This window comes from Lapidilactobacillus mulanensis (assembly GCF_003946215.1).
GTDB classification, from domain to species: Bacteria; Bacillota; Bacilli; order Lactobacillales; family Lactobacillaceae; genus Lapidilactobacillus; species Lapidilactobacillus mulanensis.
In genome coordinates this window covers 1-17882 of the sequence record NZ_RHOW01000040.1, presented here as the reverse complement: position 1 = coordinate 17882, position 17882 = coordinate 1, and the positions used below count along the sequence as shown (strand labels likewise).

Sequence of the window (17882 nt, the reverse complement as noted above, 5' to 3'; positions counted from 1 at the left end):
CGACTAACTATACCAATTTATAAGAATAGATCAGTAGTGTTGCACTTGATTTGACAATTCGGGTATAAATAGAAAAGGTTAAATTTATTAATTGCTGTTGCAATTTTGTCAGCTGCAACCACATTTCCAGCAATTTCGACTGTTGCCGCAAGCACCGATACCGATGTTAGTACCGAATTAGTTGATGCCTCGGACATAGAGGCGATTTCTACCACTGATGGTGAAGTCACAACAAACACCAATGTACTCTTACCAAAAAAATCAGCAAGGGATGCTACCGAAACACATTCTGTTATTACAAAGGTATCTAGTCATACGACAAAAAATAAATTATTGAAGTTGGTAACTGGTTATATTAAAGGACCAGGAACGAAATCTTATGGACAAGGTAACAGATTTTCCGGAACCGTAGCAGTCAATGACGGAAAACTCACGGTGAGCGTTGGCTTTTCTGTAACAACGACATCATCGTGTTCATTCCCAGTTCCTTCCGGAAGAGAGGGCGCAATTGGATTCTATGCTGACGTCACCGCTACACGTTATTTGATAAAAGAATATCGCAACTTGAATAACGCCCTTGTACGTTCCTGCTATACGACGCAGAGCTCATTGAGCAATAAATATTATGCGCTACATCTGAAATAAGAAATCTGGTGGTTAACATGCGAAAGACAATGAAAATTATTTTTTTACTGGTGATCGGCGTTGCACTAGGAATTAGCGGAACAATTCTTGTCAGTCAACAAATTGCGAAGCAACACGTGCCTTATAATGAAGTCGTTGTTCAGCCAACGAGGAAAACCACGGTCAGATATACGGACAGCAAAGGAAGTATGACGTTTCCCAATCCGCAGAAGAAATTGGTTGTCGTTGTTTATAAGTGGTATCAGAACACGAAGACATATGCCTACACGTTGTATGAACTGAAAACACCAGAAAATAAGTGATATGAATGTTTGCTAGGTATCAGCCGATTAATGGAAAATATCAAAACTGCCCCACTACTACATATTTGAGGAGGTTCTTTTAGTGGCGGACATGTTGTTTTTGATTGTCTCAGTGGGAACATTAGTCATGTTAGGTGTTATTTGCATGTTGCTGGTTAAGTTATTAAAAAAATTAAAATTGTTTCAAGCATTTAATACGGACTTGAGGTTGTGATATGTTGAAGGAGAGAAGAATTTATTATACGACAATCGCAGTGTGTATTTTCTTGTTGATTATTTCGAAGCTTGTCTTTGAAAGAATATTTAACCTTTTAGTTTTCGTAACCATTGTGGTGGCACTGTTATATCCGTTTTATGTTCTCATAAGAGCTCACGGTTATTTAAAGCGTAAATAACAAATGTTAGGTAGATCGTTGAACAAAATATAGCGTCAGGCAAAATAAAAAGGCTATGATGAGGTTATCACAGCCTTTTTGAGACGTCGTTATTTAATTTCATATCCATATTAATGCTCGTCTTGCAGATCAACAAACATGTAGCTGGCAGCCTTGTAACTGATTGGAATTTCCTGGCCGTCCATTGTTTTAACCACGATCGGTCCTTCGAATGGTTCGTGACGAATCACGGTTAAAATTGTTCCTAGTGGTAAATGCAGGATTTCGAAATATCTTAAAAATTCATGATTATCGATAACACGCTTAAGCTGAACAACCGCACCATCAGCGATATCAACGAGAACTTGGTCGCTCTGATCGGTGATGTCGACATTGCCGGGAATCAGGCCACCGTGAGGGCAACGTTTTGGCTGATCTAAAAAATCATTGAGACGCTGAACCAGCATGCCATCTGTTGCGTGTTCAAGCACATCCGCAGCCTGGTGTACCTCACTGATGTTGTAATTCAATTTATCATGTAGGAAGACTTCCCAAATTCGGTGACGGCGAACCAAAGTCGTTGCAATTTTCGTGCCTTTTTCGGTCAGTGAAATTTCGTTGTAGGGCGTGTGGATGACCAGCTCTTCTTTAGCAAGACTGGTCAACATTTCGGTAACAGAGGGTGCACTCACTTGTAGAATATCCGCAATATTTTTATTTGTGATCTTACGAAGATCGTGGCGCAATTCATAGATTGCTTTCAAATAGTTCTCTTGATTAGGTGACACGGCGAACCTCCATGAAATATTTCTCGTTGGCTTAATTATAACTTATTTGCGGTGGTTTAAATAGCCATTTGATAATGTGGCGTTGATTGAAAATTTTGCCTCGTCTTTCAAGTATGCTATTAATTTTTGAAGGCGTAATTAAAATAATTGATTTCAGAACCCTGTTGTTCTGATTTTTCACTGAACAAAATAAGTTTAGGCAGAACCGCATTTTTCTAGTCATTCGAACTTATCACTTTTCAAATAGCTGAATCTTTCAGCATACCCTCAACGAGATTCGGCCATATAACTACCGAGAGTTCTAAATCAGCTTGACAGTCAGGCATTATTCTTGTAAAGTAGCGGCATTGGCTTGAATAATTAGGTGTAGTGATTTATTTAATTTGGTTCAGAACACTTAGTCATTATGGCTATTTTTTATTGCAATTGTAATGTCATTCCCTAGTGTAACGCGCTAGAATAGAATGACGGTTTAAACACAGTTATAAAGCTGGAGGAAGATTATATTGCGGTTAAATAAAACGAAGCGGCAGACCATGTCGCTGGCCGGATTAATGATCACGATCGGTATCGTCTATGGTGATATTGGGACTTCGCCATTATACGTTATGAAGACGATCATCGCCGATAATGGCGGGATCAACACGGCGACTCGAGAAATGATCATGGGCAGTATTTCATTGATCTTTTGGACGGTCATGTTACTCACAACAGTCAAATATGTTTTGATTGCCTTACAAGCAACCAACCACGGTGAAGGCGGTATTTTCTCGCTGTATGCTTTGGTGCGACGCCGTGCAAAATGGCTGATCTATCCGGCGTTGATCGGTGGGGCAGCCTTACTTGCAGACGGGATGTTAACGCCGGCAGTGACCGTGACAACGGCAATCGAAGGTCTAAAGGGGATTGATTTTAACGGGCTGGTGTTAGTGAATACGCAACAGCAAGTCATTATCATTACCATCGTGATCTTGTCGTTCTTGTTTGTGATTCAGCGATTCGGGACCGGCGTGATCGGTCGCGCATTTGGACCGATCATGTTTATCTGGTTTTTCTTTCTAGGAATCACTGGTTTATTGCATATGGCCGCTGACTTCTCTATCCTCCGTGCATTGAACCCTTATTACGCCATTAAACTGCTCTTCTTTAGCTCCGACAATCATGTGGGTGTCTTTATACTCGGTAGCGTCTTCTTGGCGACAACGGGTGCTGAGGCCCTTTATTCGGACGTTGGTCATGTGGGTCGTATTAATATTTACGGCAGCTGGCCATTCGTGTTTATCAGTCTGATGCTGAATTATTTCGGGCAAGGTGTTTGGGTGATGAATAATGCGAACAATGCCGCAATTACAAGCAATCAGTCATTCAATCCGTTTTTTGAAATGTTGCCGGGACAATGGCGCTTGATCGGGATCGTGTTAGCGACCTTGGCCGCCATTATTGCCTCTCAGGCTTTGATCACCGGCTCTTACACGCTGGTTTCTGAAGCGGTGCGACTCAAGTTCTTCCCGCGGATGAAAATTATTTATCCATCTGAAAAGCATGGTCAAATTTATATTCCATTAGTCAATTCAATTCTTTGGATCGCGTGTATTTTGATCATCATCTATTTCCGCACATCTGCACACATGGAAGCAGCATACGGATTGGCAATCACCGTCACGATGTTAATGACCACGTTGCTACTGTACCAATTCCTGCGACAAAGCCATATCAAAACCGTTTGGGCTGCCTTGATGGTCGTCTTCTTCGGTGCCATCGAAACCATGTTTCTGGCGTCATCACTGGTTAAATTCGTCCATGGTGGTTATGTAACGGCAATTATTGCCGGCTTGATTTTATTAGTGATGTATATTTGGTACTATGGCAATCGTATTCGCGACAAAGAAGAATTCCAATCGGCTTATATTAGCCTCGATGATTACAAAGATCAGTTGGCAAAATTAAGTAACGATGATTCACTGCCAATTTTCAGTGACAATGTCGTTTATATGGCCAAAGTTAAACCGGGCAATATGATCAAACGGGAAATGTTATATTCGATTCTCGATAAGCGGCCGAAACGTGCGAAGGCTTATTGGTTCGTCACGGTTAATGTTACTGACGATCCTTATACGGCGGAATACAGCGTCAACACTATGGGAACGCGTAACGTGCTCAACGTCCAGTTGTATTTAGGCTTCCGTCGTGAGCAAAGAGTCAATGTTTATCTGCGGGCGATCGTTCAAGAAATGATCGAACGTGGCCGCATTGATCCGCAACCGAAGAAATATACGACCATTGTTGGCCGCGATGTGGGTGATTTCAGCTTCGTCATTGTCCAAGATGTCATGTCACCACAAACGCAAATTCGCTCGATCGAACGCCTGATCATTCAACTTCGAGTTGGCTTGCAAAATATCACGAGCAATCCAGCCTCATGGTTTGGTTTGGAATTCGCGGACGTTATCGTCGAAAAAGTGCCACTGATTTTGGGTAAAACGAAGCCATTGAGCTTGAAATATTTGGATCGTGACCAAGCAGAAGCACGTCATTCTCAAATCCATGAAGATAATAAATTGAAGCGTCACAAAGTTCCTGATGCGAAAGATGAAAATGAGTTTGAAGATTAAGTTTGAAGATCCGCAACGAAATTTGTTGCGGATTTTTTGATTTAAGATAGATGACCAATCGATTAAATGGAAAGTGTGGGGAATGGCAAGGCCGACGGTGCCGATTGCTGCGAAGAATTTACCGGTCAAGTTTTCAAGTAAGTAAAAAAATAGCTACAAACACTGATATTATACAGTGCTTGTAGCTATATTTAATTTTATTAAGACAGCCGTTTACCGGATTTGAACCGGTGACCTCATCCTTACCATGGATGCGCTCTACCTGCTGAGCTAAAACGGCAACTAACAGAACACTAAATAGTATATAGAATGGATAGTATGCTTGTCAATATGATTTTTAATAGAAGTTCGTTGATGAAAAAAGTAATCGCATGAGTACGAATGATTGACAATCTTTTCTGACGTGATATCTTATTTTTAGTAAGCAAAAATAAGATTGATTTTGGGGAGAGATTAGTATGATTCAATTAACAGATGAAATGAAGAAAATGTTGAGCGTTCAGTTAGCTTTTATTGCGACGGTAGATGAAGATGGCAATCCCAACGTTGGACCAAAGGGGACTTTGCGCGTTTTAGACGATTCGCATTTGATCTACAACGAAATGACCGGCCGCCAAGCACGCCATAATGTTTTGGATAACGGTCGTATTTCGGTGGGCGTTGCCAGCCACAAGTCATATAAAGGCTTCCGTTTCGTAGGCACCGCTAAGTATTATGATGCTGGCGAATATTTCGACCAAGCAGTCGCATTTGCCGAGAAAATTAATCTAAGCAAGCCATACGGTGCAGTTGTCATCACCATCGATAAAATCCAGTTGTTAGATGCCACTGAACATGCAGGAGAAACCATTCAGGAATAGTTTGGGTTTTTGAGTCACTACAAGTATTAATTGTGGTGACTTTTTTATTGTTCACAAAATAAGTCAGCTATGATTGGTTTTGAAAATAAAAAAGTCGAGTTAAATATAAATCGATTCTGTATATCTAGTTATCTGAATGCTCGCACGAAACAAGATACGTTTAGGTTGAAAGTGGCCGGGCTAGTCAGTGTGGCAGTGACAACCATGTTGGTGGGCCGTTTTTGCCCGCCTTACATGGTGGATCGATTCGAGATTTTGCGGTTTTTGCAAAAGCTCAAATCGAAGCTCGGAGCTTTTCCTGCGCTTGGAAAAGCGGAGAGCGGTCCCACAGCCACAACTGACTAGCCGGGCCACTTTCGACCGCAGGTAGATTTATTTTTCAACCCGTGTTGTTCCACACTCTAAACGTGTTCGCAGCCATTGAAAGTTGCGGTTAACTTGAGACAGACTGAAATCCAAAGAACGGATTTTAGTCTGTCTCGAAGTTAATCCTCACTTTCAACCCATGACTGTTCACACTCTAAACGTGTTCCACAACACTGAAATCTAGCGTCTAAGAAACTCAAACAAAAAATTTAAAAGCAAATTTTCCGTTTGAGTTATCTTAGTCGTAGATTTCACCCGTGTTGTTTCACACTCTCATATTTGTCTAATCTTTTTTCTAATGTTATAATCATTTCAAGTCAAATTGTTATTGAAAGGTTGTTACGCACATGAAATTAAATAATGTCCTTGTTCGTGGTGGCGCTGGCGACACAACTGCTGCTGAGTCTGCTCGCGTTCAAGATAATCTCTATCTCTCTGTTAATGGGGAGTGGGCAAAAACTGCAGAAATTCCTGCAGATCGTTCTACTGCTGGTGGTTTTGCCGATCTTTCCGTTGGCGTTGAAGATTTATTGTTGGCTGATTTTGCCAAGTTCCGTGAAGATGCTAGCCAGGTAGCTGATCCTATTTTGGGTGAAGCTGTCAAGTTGAATCAATTGGCATTGGACTTCAAGAAACGCGATGCTGATGGTACTAAACCCGCTGAAGCAGCACTTGCTAAGCTTGATGAATTGAAGAGCTGGGCGGATGTTAATGCTCATCTTGCCGATTTGATCAAAGATGGCATTGCTCTGCCATTTGATGTCGGTGTTGAACCCGATATGAAAAATACGGCGCAATATTTATTATATATTGATGTTCCTGGTTTAATTTTGCCAGACAAGACTTATTATGCTGAAGACAATGAGAACGGCAAGCAATTGCTAGGTGTCTGGAGCAAGATGGCCGTTGAAATTTTGCAGAAGTTTGGTTACGACGAAGCTGCAGCGACTGACTTAGTTGAAAAGGCTAAGGAATTTGATGCCGCAATTGTGCCATTCGTTAAAAATTCTGAAGAATTAGCAGACTACACGAAACAATATAATCCTTATGATTTCGCGGACTTTGTCAAATTAGCGCCTGCCGTTGATTTTGCCACTGCAATTCCTGCCGTGTTGCCAAGTACGCCTGAAACAGTTATTGTCACGCAGCCGAAGTATTTTGAAAACTTAGACAAATTAGTGACTGCCGATACTTTTGCTCAGTTCAAAGCTTGGTTGCAAGTTAATGAGATTTTGAATACAACTGGTTATTTAAGCGAAGAATTGCGTCAATTGGGTGGCACTTATGGCCGCGCGATCGGTGGACAAAAAGAAGCGCCTAACCAAGTTAAGCATGCTTATCGTTTGGCAAATGGCTATTTCAGCGATGTAGTCGGTAAATATTACGGCGAAAAATATTTTGGTGACACAGCTCGTCAAGATGTCACCAAAATGATCAAAACGATGATCAATGTTTATAAGAATCGCTTGGCTAATAATTCTTGGTTGTCACAACAAACGAAGGATAAAGCCATTGTTAAATTGAATAATATCGTCATCAAAGTCGGTTATCCTGATAAAGTTCGCGCCGTCTACGAACAGTTAAAGGTGAAGACAGCTGCTGAAGGCGGCGATTTACTCAGCGATACTTTAGAATTAGACCGCATCTTCCGCCAAGATAATTTTGACAAGATCGGTAAGCCTGTTGATCGCACGCGTTGGGCAATGCCCGGTAATTTGGTCAATGCTTGCTACGACCCAAGTTTCAATGACATTACTTTCCCAGCTGCAATTCTGCAAGCGCCATTCTACAGCTTGGAACAATCTTCTTCAGAAAATTACGGTGGTATTGGTGCCGTGATCGCACACGAAATTTCGCATGCGTTTGATAATAACGGTGCTAAGTTTGATGAAAAAGGGAATATGGTCAATTGGTGGACGAAAGAAGATTATGCCGCGTTTGAAACTCGGACGAAGGCCATGATCGAAGAATTCGATGGTATTCCTTATGCCGGTTCAAAAGTTAATGGTAAGTTAGTTATCAGTGAAAATGTTGCCGATGGTGGTGGCTTGTCTTGCGCCTTGGAAGCTGCCAAGAGTGAAGACGATGTCGATCTCGCTGGCTTTTTCCAAAACTGGGCAAATGTTTGGCGGATGAAAGCAACGAAGGAATATAGCAAGTTGTTACTTTCGATCGATGTTCATTCACCAGGTCCATTACGCGCCAACGTTCAAGCACAAAATATGGATGATTTCTACACGACTTTCAATGTTACCGACAAAGATGGCATGTGGTTAGCTCCAGAAAAACGCGTTAATATTTGGTAATTTACAATTAAAAACCGACCAACAATTCTAAATTGAATTGCTGGTCGGTTTTTTTGAACTTATTCGTGAAGGCTTTGTTTGCGTGAGGTAGGAGTTAGTTTGGTTCCGTCATAACGCTCCAGAAAAAATCACTGCTCACTCTGGGGATGACTTCAAGCCTTTTGAAAACCACAAAAGTCTTGAAGATCACCCTCGTTCCAGTGGGACTTGAGTTTGATAGATAACTGTTTTTTTGATGAACTTTTCTGATTTGCTTTAAAAATTAAATTAAGTCCTACAAGAACGATTTCACAGTGATCAGTAATTTTTTCTTCCGCGTTCTGACTCATCTCGGCAGTTTTATAGTGCTGACTTTAGTCAACGTCTAATCCTGTGCGACTGATTTATATCGCAACTTTAATTTCTAGAGGACGAAAGGCGGACGTGATAATCAATCAAACTTTTAAGTTGAACTATTCCGAGTAAAGGCAACAATGTCCATCAAGTTTAAGGAACCCTGTTATTCTAATCCTTCACTAAACGAAATAAGTTTAGGCAGAAGTTGCGGAAGAAAATAGTGGGATTGCAGTGGTATTTCTGTTAACGAACGGTCTTTGTGAGTTTACAGAAAGGGAAAATGTGAGATCCGGCGGTTTTCCGGAGCTCACATTTTAGGCGGAAAACTTTTGGCGAACTTCCAAAAGCTTGGAGCCGTCCCCACAGCAACTTCCCACTATTTTCTGGAGCAGCTTCTGCCGAAGGTAGATTATTTTTTTCGTACTAGAAAGATAATTAAGTTTTTAATTAACTGAGAGCCTACCCCACGGCAACCTCCCGCTATTTTCTGGAGCGACTTCTGCCGTAGGTAGATCACCAACGACGGCACGCGTTTTTAACATCCATGCAGATTATATATTGACGAATATAAGCCTTTCGATTATAATAACATCTATACAGATGGTGGAGGAATTATATTATGAAAGCAGAAACTGAAAAAGTAACACTGAATATGAACAGCATGGACTTGGCTTACATCGATTTGCTGGTTGAGCAAGGCTACTATCAAAACCGAACGGATTTTTTAAAGAAGGCAGTCTCTAGTCAGCTGGAGACAAAAGAAACGGCGATCTCTGAAGCAATCAGTCAACTTAAATCCCGCAAGACAATTAGCATCGGCGTGGTTTATATCGATGGTGAATTTTCAGAGGCCGAGATACAGCCTGCAGAAGAATTGGTCGTGGTGGGTTTCTTGATGATCGATAAAAGAGCAGCTATTGCAGAAATGAAGCAACATTATTCTAAAATAACCGTTTATGGCGTCGTTAAAGCGAGCACGGAGATCAAGCAGGCTTATCAACTATAAATTTATTTTTTATGATTCATTTCTGCCGTAATCAACGTTGGAATCACGATCAACCAAGGAATGCAGATGGTGAGCACGTTCCAATTGATCGGTTTCGCATTGATGGCAAACAATAACATCACCAGAAATATGACGAACAACCAAAATGTTTTCAGTTTTAAGGCTTGTCTAAGCATGGCGATCCTTTCTAGGGGTGACACAAAATGAGTGAACTAAGTGATTTGCAGGCAGCTTGGGATGAATTTGCGCCGGAATATTATCAAGCTGAACGCGCCAGTCAACTGTCTTATGTGGCGGATGTGATCAAATTTTTACAACGCAAAAACTTATTACCGCAGCAATTAGTCGATCTGGGCAGTGGTGCGGGTCGTTTTGCAATTCCGTTTGCGCAAGCGGGTGTGCAGGTGCAGGCCGTTGATTTTTCTCAGGCCATGTTAGATTTACTAACTGATCGTTTAAAACAACTTGCGCTAACTCAGCGAGTGACGAGCCAACGCGCTTCGTGGCAGGATTTAATTGAAACTCAGATAAAATTTCCGGCAGTTTGGCTGAGCATGTTGCCAGATGTTGATGCCGAACAAATGTTACAGCTCAGCAACTTAGCAACTGAACAATTCATGATCTTTCGCCTCGTCGAAGTCCGCGATGATAACTTTACACCGTTGCTAGCTGAGTTAAACTTACCACCAGAGCGACCAGAAATACAACCGCGATTGATGGCAAACTATCAGGAAAAATTACAGTCTCATTTTAGTCGGGTGCTGACGCAACGGTTCCATTATCAGCAACAAGAGCAGATGAGCCGTGTAGAACTGGAAGACTATTTAGAATCAGTGCTGCAATTAACGCCGGCCCAATTGGAAAGCACAATGGAGAAATTACAACCGAAAATCAGTGCTGATCAGTTGAGGACGATTGAAAACTATACCTTCGAGTTAATGATTTTTCAGCGTTAAGTGACGGGTTTGCTAAGGGGCTGAAAAAATAACCCCGATTCATAGAAACCGCTAACATTTTAGCTGAAATATGATATATTATTATTGTAAACAAAATATTTGAAGATGGTTATTAAGAATCATTTGGAGGCAATTATGTCAGTTATTATTTTTGATTTCGGTGGGACTAGTGTTAAATATGGAACTTGGAGCCAAGGACAGCTGGGAAATCATGGCTCATTCGTGACGCCAACTACTTGGAAAGAAATGAAAGCAAGTTTGTCGGCTGCTTTTACAGAGTTGAAAACTAAAGTTACGAATGTTCAAGGCGTGGCGTTGTCACTGCCTGGTGTCGTCGACAATGAGAAGGGTGAGATTCGTGGCGATAGCGCCATTCGTTATATTCACCGTTTTCCAATTAAAGCAGAATTTACTGAACTGTTCGATAATTTGCCGGTTGCTATGGAAAACGACGCGAATTGTGCTGCTCTGGCAGAGCTTTGGCAAGGTAGCGCGACGGACGTTGATGACGCTCTTGTGATTGCGTTAGGTACTGGTGTCGGCGGTTCTGTGATTGTGAATCGCCAATTAGTTCGCGGCAAAAATCTGGTCGGTGGTGAGTTTGGCTTCATGCAAATGACGCCTGAAGGTACTTGGAGCACGATGGGGACCGTGGTCAGAACAGTTGAACGTTATAATGAACATTCACGTCAAGAACCGATCACGGGTAAAGAATTATTTGATCGCGCTGAGGCGGGCGATGAATTGGCTCAGTCTGAAGTCGACAAATTTTATCATTATAATGCAATCGGTATTTATAATCTGATCAGTAGCTTCAATCCAGATCGCGTGATTTTGGCCGGTGGCGTTTCTGCACGTCAAGAATTGCCGGTTGTTTTAACCAAGCGCGTCACGAACTTGCTCAAGTGGGCAGGATTGTCAGAACCAGTCGTCGACATTCAAGTGAGTCGTTTTTCCAATGATGCGAATTTGATCGGCGCCGTTAAGAATTTCATGGATTGGCATCCCGAGATCACCATCGCATGACAAAAGTGTTCGTCGCGAATTGCAGGTTGTTCGTGTCATTTCACAGCTGACTTGATATAATCACTATAACTAAAAGGCGGGTAGACCCGCACAACTTTCCTAGGGGAGGAAAAGTGTAACATGAGTGATCGTACAAGCCGTTTGTTGATCAATATTGGTTCAGTGATTTCAGTGATTGCGATTATCATACTGACGATTCATTGGTATCGCCTGGGAATTTTTCAAAATCGGGAATTGTTGGATGCCTATATTCATCAACGTCATATTATTGGGCCACTATTATTTATCTTGATTCAGATTGTGCAAGTGGTGATTCCAATTATTCCTGGTGGTGTGAGTACCGCAGTCGGCGTCGTTTTATTTGGACCGTTGTATGGCTTCATTTATAATTATATTGGGATCGTGATCGGCTCGTTCGCCAATTTTTTCTTGTCGCGGCATTATGGTCAGGGTTTTATCCTGCATATTATTCCTAAGAAAACATTGGACCGCTATTTAACTAAGGCACATGGCAGTCAAAAGGCGTTCGATTGGTTCTTCGCGCTGGCGATTTTTCTACCCGTCGCGCCGGATGATGTCTTGGTGATGATTGCTGGTTTAACGAAGATCACCTGGGCGAAGTTTGCGACAATTATTATTTTACTCAAGCCGTTTACGATCGCCGCCTATAGTTTTGTGTTGCTATATGGCAGCCACTGGTTGCTTCAACTTTTCCATTAATAAATGAATTTAAAAATCGATCGACTATTTAAATGGTCAATCGATTTTTTTTGTGGCGAAAATACGATAGAATAAAAGAATGAGTGAAATCGTGATGAGTTAGGGGAGCTGGTTAGGTGTTGAAAGGGAAGCGGATTTTTCTGCGGCCATTTACGAATGAAGATTTGCCGTTGGTCGAGTGGTTAGGGACCCACAAGCTGTATCATGAGACCGCCGGATTTGCGGAGATCCACAACGACCGAATGGCGCAACAAGTTCTCGCGGCTTACATGCGGCGTGCGAATAATTATGTGATCTGTGATCTAGAAACTGATGACGCATTGGGTTTCGTCGAATTAAACGAACGTGGTGTGGATCAACGCAGTCATTTAGACCAAACTCGCGAAGTGGGGTTCGTTTTAAAAGAAGAATTCTGGGGCAACGGTTATATGACCGAGGCGCTGAATTTATTATTTAATTATGCCTTCGCACAGCTGAAAATTTCAGAGATTTGGGCCGGCCATTATGAAAATAATCGCCATTCTGAACGACTTTTACGCAAATTAGGTTTTGAATTTAAATATGAAGTACAATTACCGTTTGCGTTTATTGAGCAAAAGACGCAAAAATATTATTTATTGACCGCTAGCAATTGGCAACGTTTTCGAGATAACTCCTACTAGATTAAGGCTCAAGCTGTGTTATACTTGTTTGTGATGAATTTATAGGAGTGATTGGATGGCGGACGTTGACGCGTTGCAAAAGCGAATGAAAGAAATTGAAACAAGTTTACAGTTACGTTTAATGCGGAGTGCAAATAATGATGTTCCATTGATTGACCAGCATATTCAACAATATTTAGTTTATACTGATTTCAAAATTGACCAGATCAAAGAAAAAACGAACTCGATTTTTGTTTACACACCGTGGATGAATCTGGATTCGCAGGGCCGGATCCGCACGGATTTCCAAAATCAATTGTTGTTCGATTACAATGGCTGGGATCATAGTATGCATATTGCGGTGTTGGAAACTTTGGGCGCCGCTTCTCAGTTGGCGTTCTTTGATTATCAGAATCACGGGCTCGCACAGTTATCATTACAGGCGCTGATCAAGTTGGCCGAACGCACAGAAGTTCAGACAATTGATGCGTCGCTGTCGTCGTTTGATGGTGGGGATGACTTTAAGCGGATTATTTATCTATTTGAAAAAATTGGTTTCGAAGTTGTCAATCAAGATGAAGCAAAAGGTGTGGCGCGTTTTGAGTATTCATTAAATCGTTAATTAGATCGTATAAAAGGAGCGTTGCCACAATGGCAACGCTCCTTTTGCATTTTGAAATAGCTGTTCTATTTTTGGTCACTGGTAAGTGGTGTGGCGTTTTTAGTGTTGAAAATTTCTTCAATACTTTTGATCAATTCCATTAAGGAACTATTTGGATTCAGCGTGGACCAATAAAGAATCGGTGGTAGATCAGCGGGATCATCAGTGTCGTTCTCAAGGAAAAGAGAAGGATCTGGAAGTGTGGTAATAATCAAATCCGCATCTGACCAAGGAACTTCTTCGGGTAAGATTTTCAGATATTGAATGTGTTCGATCGAGTGATAAATGGCGCTGTTCAGTACTGAATCTTGATCGATCACTGTCTTGATCTTGACCAGCTCATCATCTTGCAGAAGAACATAATGACGGAAAATCGTCTTGTAAAGATCGTTGATGAAATCTTTGCGTGAGGGATGTAATGAGGCTGGCAATAGTTGACGAGGGCCATTATCTAACAATGGGGTGACCTCCTCGTAAACAAATTGAACGATTTTTTGATAGAAGTAAGTTTTATCACCAATAATATCTTGGGCAACATAAAAGTCCGACGTTTCTGGACGATGACCATCCGCCAGAATATAAGATATTGCTAAGTTGGTCAGATCTTTTTGAAGGTCTGGATCATTGTTGATCTGATCGGCCATTTCAGGGAAATATTTAGTTGCAAAAGTGTTGAATCTTTCTAACAGGAAGCCAACCAAGTTACCGTCTGGCATGCTACTATCTTGCTGCAAGACTTCATTCGTGACCGGCTTTTGTTGAATCACGCAGAGATAGAAAAAATCGAAAATTTTATTTTCATTTTCCAATTGTTTCGAGGTCATTGTGGGGTGATCTCTGTTGACCAACAAGTTATGAATAGGCAACTTCTGATCGACAAGCAAGCTGTCTTTAACGGCGCTATCTTTAAGTTGATAGCCACTGATCACACGTATTCGACAGATCGCCATGAAGGTTTCCGCTTGCAGGCGCGAAAGTTTATTGATGAATTTGAATTTATGATTACTTAGAAGTTGAGCCACGGTTTCTTGCCGGACAGTTGGGAATGGCCACTCTGTATAGTGAAAGCCGATTCGGTAAATCGTGTAGAGGAAGAATCAAATTTTCAATTCGCTACCGCTTAATTTCAGCGTTGTGATCGACAAGTTGATATCGTAACGACGAAGTAAAACGCGAAGCTTATCGAGCTTTCTGATCAGAGTCGATTTGCTAATGAAATATTGATTCGTAAATGCCGCCATATCCGTATTTTTAGTTGTTGCCGCATAATTGAGTGCTTGAAAGGCAATCGATTTGCGCAACAAATAAAGCCGATAAACATCGACGGAAATATCGGATTGTTGACTAACGACTTCTTTCATTTTGCTACTCATAATTTCGCGATCAGGATCGATGTCATTCAGATCTAATAATAGATCCTTATAAGTGTTGTATGTTTGTTGATAGGATAACTTCAAGACGGACGCAATTTCCGTAAGCGTATGCAAAGAACTTTGGTTTGTTGAGATCATTTCGAAAAGCTGGAACTTCTTCAGCTCATTACGATCGAAAAAAATTTCTTCAAAAATAAGCCACACCCCCCAATGAATGTGCTATAAAGCTCAATTTTGTTTCCAAATTGCAAAATTTAAAACATATATAGCCTTATTTTATTGAATTTCTTTGTAAAATACAATAAGTTTTGTCATTTTTACAACAATATACTCGAATAGTTATCAAAAGAGACGCCTAAAAGGGCGCGGAACCTCCGAAATCGGCGGATGAGCGAATTGCTGGTGAAAGATTGGGCGTGTATAAATTAGTTTGGAGAATAACTTTCAATCGTTGCTGTACACACTCTAAAACGTGTTCCAAGCAACTGAAATTAATGTCTAAGCCGCCAACAACTTGAAATCCAAAAGCAGGATTTTAAGTTGTTGGCGGCTTAGCCAATAATTTCAACCCGTTGCTTTCCAAACTCTGAAACGTGTTCGTAGCCATTGAAAGTTGCGGTTAACTTGAGACAGGCTGAAATCCAAAGAACGGATTTTAGTCTGTCTCGAAGTTAATCCTCACTTTCAACCCATGGCTACTCACACTCTAAACGTGTTGCACAACACTGAAATCTAGCATCTAAGAAACTAAAACTAAAAATTAAAGTGCGAATTTTCCGTTTTAGTTATCTTAGCTGTAGATTTCAACCCGTGTTGTTCCACACTCTTATAAAATAGACTTGAATTTTTTTAAAAAAATGGTACATTAATAGTAATTAAACACGTTGAGGGAATTTTTAGCTTTGTTCAGAGAAACGATGGTTGGTGCGAATCGTTGTGAAGCTTCTTCCGGTTTCCTAGTGGGCGGTGATGAACCGCACGGCAAAGTCGTTAATCAGTTGAGCGCAGGCAAACAATCTATTAATGCCTGAAAATGGGTGGTACCGCGAAATAGCCAATTCGTCCCTTTAGGGGATAGTCTTGGCTTTTTTTGTCGCTTGTTATCCTTGTATTGCGACTGGCTTGAGCAAACGGCTTATTCGATTTGTAGAATTAGTTCTGCTTGCTCAAAGACACGTTGTGGTAATTAGTTTTAATTAGAAGATACGTTAGTATGGAAAGATGAAAGGGAGATCAATATGTTAGATTTGAAATTGATTCGTCAAAAACCCGATTGGATCAAAGAAAAATTGTCTTCGCGTGGTGTGACTGCCGAAGAGATCGACGATTTGTTGGCACTCGATGAACAACGTCGTGCTAAAATTGTGGCTACTGAAAACTTGAAGAAACAGCGTAACGATGTTTCAGAAGCAATTGCGCAAATGAAACGTGCTAAAGAGGATGCGACTGATCAAATCAAGGCGATGCGTGAAGTTGGCGGGCAGATCAAGCAACTTGATCAAGACGTGCAGGACCTTGATGAGAAAGTCACCTATATTCTCGTGCGCCTACCTAATATTCCTGATGATTCTGTGCCGGTCGGTCCTAACGAGAATTATAATCAAGAAATTCGTAAGTGGGAGACACCGCGTCAGTTTGATTTTGAACCTAAAGCTCACTGGGATCTTGGTGAACAATTAGGGATTTTAGATTTCGAGCGCGGCGCTAAAGTTGCCGGTGCACGTTTTGTTTACTATAAAGGCTTAGGCGCTAAACTGGAGCGAGCTTTGTACAACTTCATGCTAGATGAGCACAGTAAAGAAGGCTATGAAGAAATTATTCCGCCATATTTGGTTAATAACGACGCAATGTTTGGCACGAGCCAATTTCCAAAATTCACCGAAGATGTTTACACGGTCATTAATGAGGGTGATCCGCTCACGCTGATCCCGACTGCCGAAGTTCCTTTGACGAACTACTATAGTCATGAAATTTTAGATGGTGCCAAGTTGCCGATTTCTTTGACTGCACTCACACCATGTTTCCGTTCTGAAGCAGGTAGTGCTGGCCGCGATACGCGTGGTTTGATTCGTTTACACCAGTTTAACAAGGTCGAGATGGTCAAGTATGCGAAGCCAGAAGATTCGTTTGCTGAATTAGAAAAGCTGACGGCGGATGCAGAAGATATTCTGCGCAAACTGAAGTTGCCATATCACGTTGTTGCATTAGCCTCGGGTGATGCCAGCTTTTCTTCGGCGAAAACTTATGACTTGGAAGTTTGGATTCCAGCTCAGGATACTTATCGTGAAATCTCGAGCTGTTCGAACTGTACAGATTTCCAGGCGCGTCGTGCGCAAATTCGTTATCGTGACGAGAACGGTAAAGTCCAATATGTTAATACGCTGAACGGTTCTGGATTAGCAGTTGGCCGGACCGTGGCTGCAATTTTGGAGAACTACCAGAATGCTGACGGTTCTGTCACCATTCCAGAAGTTTTAGTCCCATATATGAATGGCGTCACAGAAATTCCAGTACCTGCAAAGTGATTCCACCAAATCTACTTGATTGAATTTTAAAGTCACAGTTTTGCTATTGATTATTTCATTAGCAGAACTGTGACTTTTGCTTATGGTAAAATAATATGGATTATTTTTTTGACCGATGGAACACTGCTATGATAAACATCGAAGGACCAATCAAGAAATTAATTGAAGAAAATCGATTTTTCCTGTTGACGAACATATTCTAAATTGGTATTATATTAAATGTTGCTGATAGCGAAATATGCGTTTCGACATCAGCGACTTTTCTCAAAGTAGACCTTTGAAAACTGAACAAAGTTTCGTAATATGCAGGGTTCATTGCAGGAGACTGTGATGAACACAAAGCAATAAAAACAACAACGAAGTCAATTCGCTAGTTAAGTAATTT

The 17882-nt window shown here is 41.3% G+C and carries 16 protein-coding genes and 1 tRNA gene; 12 read left to right on the top strand and 5 right to left on the bottom strand.

Annotated features, from left to right (window positions below):
- The first annotated feature begins 105 nt into the window (after positions 1-105).
- Positions 106-645: a hypothetical protein gene (locus tag EKM67_RS08900; RefSeq protein ID WP_125578671.1), complete on the top strand. Its 540-nt coding sequence runs from the start codon at positions 106-108 to the stop codon at positions 643-645.
- 17 nt (positions 646-662) lie between these two features.
- Positions 663-947: a hypothetical protein gene (locus EKM67_RS08895; protein ID WP_125578670.1), complete on the top strand. Its 285-nt coding sequence runs from the start codon at positions 663-665 to the stop codon at positions 945-947.
- 505 nt (positions 948-1452) lie between these two features.
- On the opposite strand, the gene EKM67_RS08885 is transcribed toward EKM67_RS08895, so the two are convergent.
- A complete protein-coding gene (locus tag EKM67_RS08885) occupies positions 1453-2109 on the bottom strand; it encodes a metal-dependent transcriptional regulator (RefSeq protein ID WP_125578668.1) in 657 nt (218 codons plus the stop codon).
- Positions 2110-2645: 536 nt separating this feature from the next.
- On the opposite strand from EKM67_RS08885, the gene EKM67_RS08880 reads away from it, so the two are divergent.
- Positions 2646-4721, top strand: a complete 2076-nt coding sequence (locus EKM67_RS08880) for a KUP/HAK/KT family potassium transporter (RefSeq protein ID WP_125578672.1) — start codon at positions 2646-2648, stop codon at positions 4719-4721.
- Between the two features lie 207 nt (positions 4722-4928).
- Here the strand turns inward: EKM67_RS08880 and EKM67_RS08875 are convergent.
- A tRNA-Thr gene (locus EKM67_RS08875) sits at positions 4929-5001 on the bottom strand.
- 178 nt (positions 5002-5179) lie between these two features.
- Between EKM67_RS08875 and EKM67_RS08870 the strand changes: the two genes are divergently transcribed.
- The 3 genes from EKM67_RS08870 to EKM67_RS08860 all read left to right on the top strand — a co-directional run bounded on the left by EKM67_RS08870 (position 5180) and on the right by EKM67_RS08860 (position 9595).
- Positions 5180-5581 (top strand): pyridoxamine 5'-phosphate oxidase family protein, encoded by a 402-nt coding sequence (locus EKM67_RS08870; RefSeq protein WP_125578667.1) that lies wholly within the window; start codon positions 5180-5182, stop codon positions 5579-5581.
- Positions 5582-6294: 713 nt separating this feature from the next.
- Complete coding sequence (locus EKM67_RS08865) at positions 6295-8253, top strand: M13 family metallopeptidase (protein ID WP_125578666.1); 1959 nt, start codon at positions 6295-6297, stop codon at positions 8251-8253.
- Positions 8254-9208: 955 nt separating this feature from the next.
- Positions 9209-9595 (top strand): hypothetical protein, encoded by a 387-nt coding sequence (locus EKM67_RS08860; protein WP_125578665.1) that lies wholly within the window; start codon positions 9209-9211, stop codon positions 9593-9595.
- A gap of 2 nt (positions 9596-9597) precedes the next feature.
- On the opposite strand, the gene EKM67_RS10795 is transcribed toward EKM67_RS08860, so the two are convergent.
- The gene (locus tag EKM67_RS10795) at positions 9598-9771 is read right to left on the bottom strand and encodes a hypothetical protein (RefSeq protein WP_164506627.1); all 174 of its coding nucleotides are present in this window, start codon (positions 9769-9771) and stop codon (positions 9598-9600) included.
- Between the two features lie 27 nt (positions 9772-9798).
- Here EKM67_RS10795 and EKM67_RS08855 point away from each other — a divergent pair, with 27 nt between their 5' ends.
- From EKM67_RS08855 to EKM67_RS08835, 5 genes are all read left to right on the top strand, one after another.
- Positions 9799-10551, top strand: coding sequence for a class I SAM-dependent methyltransferase (locus EKM67_RS08855; RefSeq protein WP_125578664.1), 753 nt, complete (start codon positions 9799-9801; stop codon positions 10549-10551).
- Positions 10552-10686: 135 nt separating this feature from the next.
- Complete coding sequence (locus tag EKM67_RS08850) at positions 10687-11577, top strand: ROK family protein (RefSeq protein ID WP_164506626.1); 891 nt, start codon at positions 10687-10689, stop codon at positions 11575-11577.
- A 120-nt stretch (positions 11578-11697) separates the two neighbouring features.
- A complete protein-coding gene (locus EKM67_RS08845) occupies positions 11698-12297 on the top strand; it encodes a TVP38/TMEM64 family protein (RefSeq protein WP_125578662.1) in 600 nt (199 codons plus the stop codon).
- Between the two features lie 116 nt (positions 12298-12413).
- On the top strand, positions 12414-12959 hold the full coding sequence (locus EKM67_RS08840; protein ID WP_125578661.1) for a GNAT family N-acetyltransferase: 546 nt from the start codon (positions 12414-12416) through the stop codon (positions 12957-12959).
- A 55-nt stretch (positions 12960-13014) separates the two neighbouring features.
- On the top strand, positions 13015-13560 hold the full coding sequence (locus tag EKM67_RS08835) for a hypothetical protein (RefSeq protein ID WP_125578660.1): 546 nt from the start codon (positions 13015-13017) through the stop codon (positions 13558-13560).
- A gap of 65 nt (positions 13561-13625) precedes the next feature.
- Here EKM67_RS08835 and EKM67_RS08830 read toward each other — a convergent pair whose 3' ends face one another.
- Both EKM67_RS08830 and EKM67_RS08825 read right to left on the bottom strand, forming a co-directional pair.
- Complete coding sequence (locus EKM67_RS08830) at positions 13626-14549, bottom strand: hypothetical protein (RefSeq protein WP_125578659.1); 924 nt, start codon at positions 14547-14549, stop codon at positions 13626-13628.
- Between the two features lie 147 nt (positions 14550-14696).
- On the bottom strand, positions 14697-15176 hold the full coding sequence (locus EKM67_RS08825) for a helix-turn-helix domain-containing protein (RefSeq protein ID WP_125578658.1): 480 nt from the start codon (positions 15174-15176) through the stop codon (positions 14697-14699).
- A gap of 1034 nt (positions 15177-16210) precedes the next feature.
- Here EKM67_RS08825 and serS point away from each other — a divergent pair.
- Positions 16211-17497, top strand: a complete 1287-nt coding sequence (serS, locus tag EKM67_RS08820) for a serine--tRNA ligase (protein ID WP_125578657.1) — start codon at positions 16211-16213, stop codon at positions 17495-17497.
- Positions 17498-17882 lie beyond the last annotated feature (385 nt).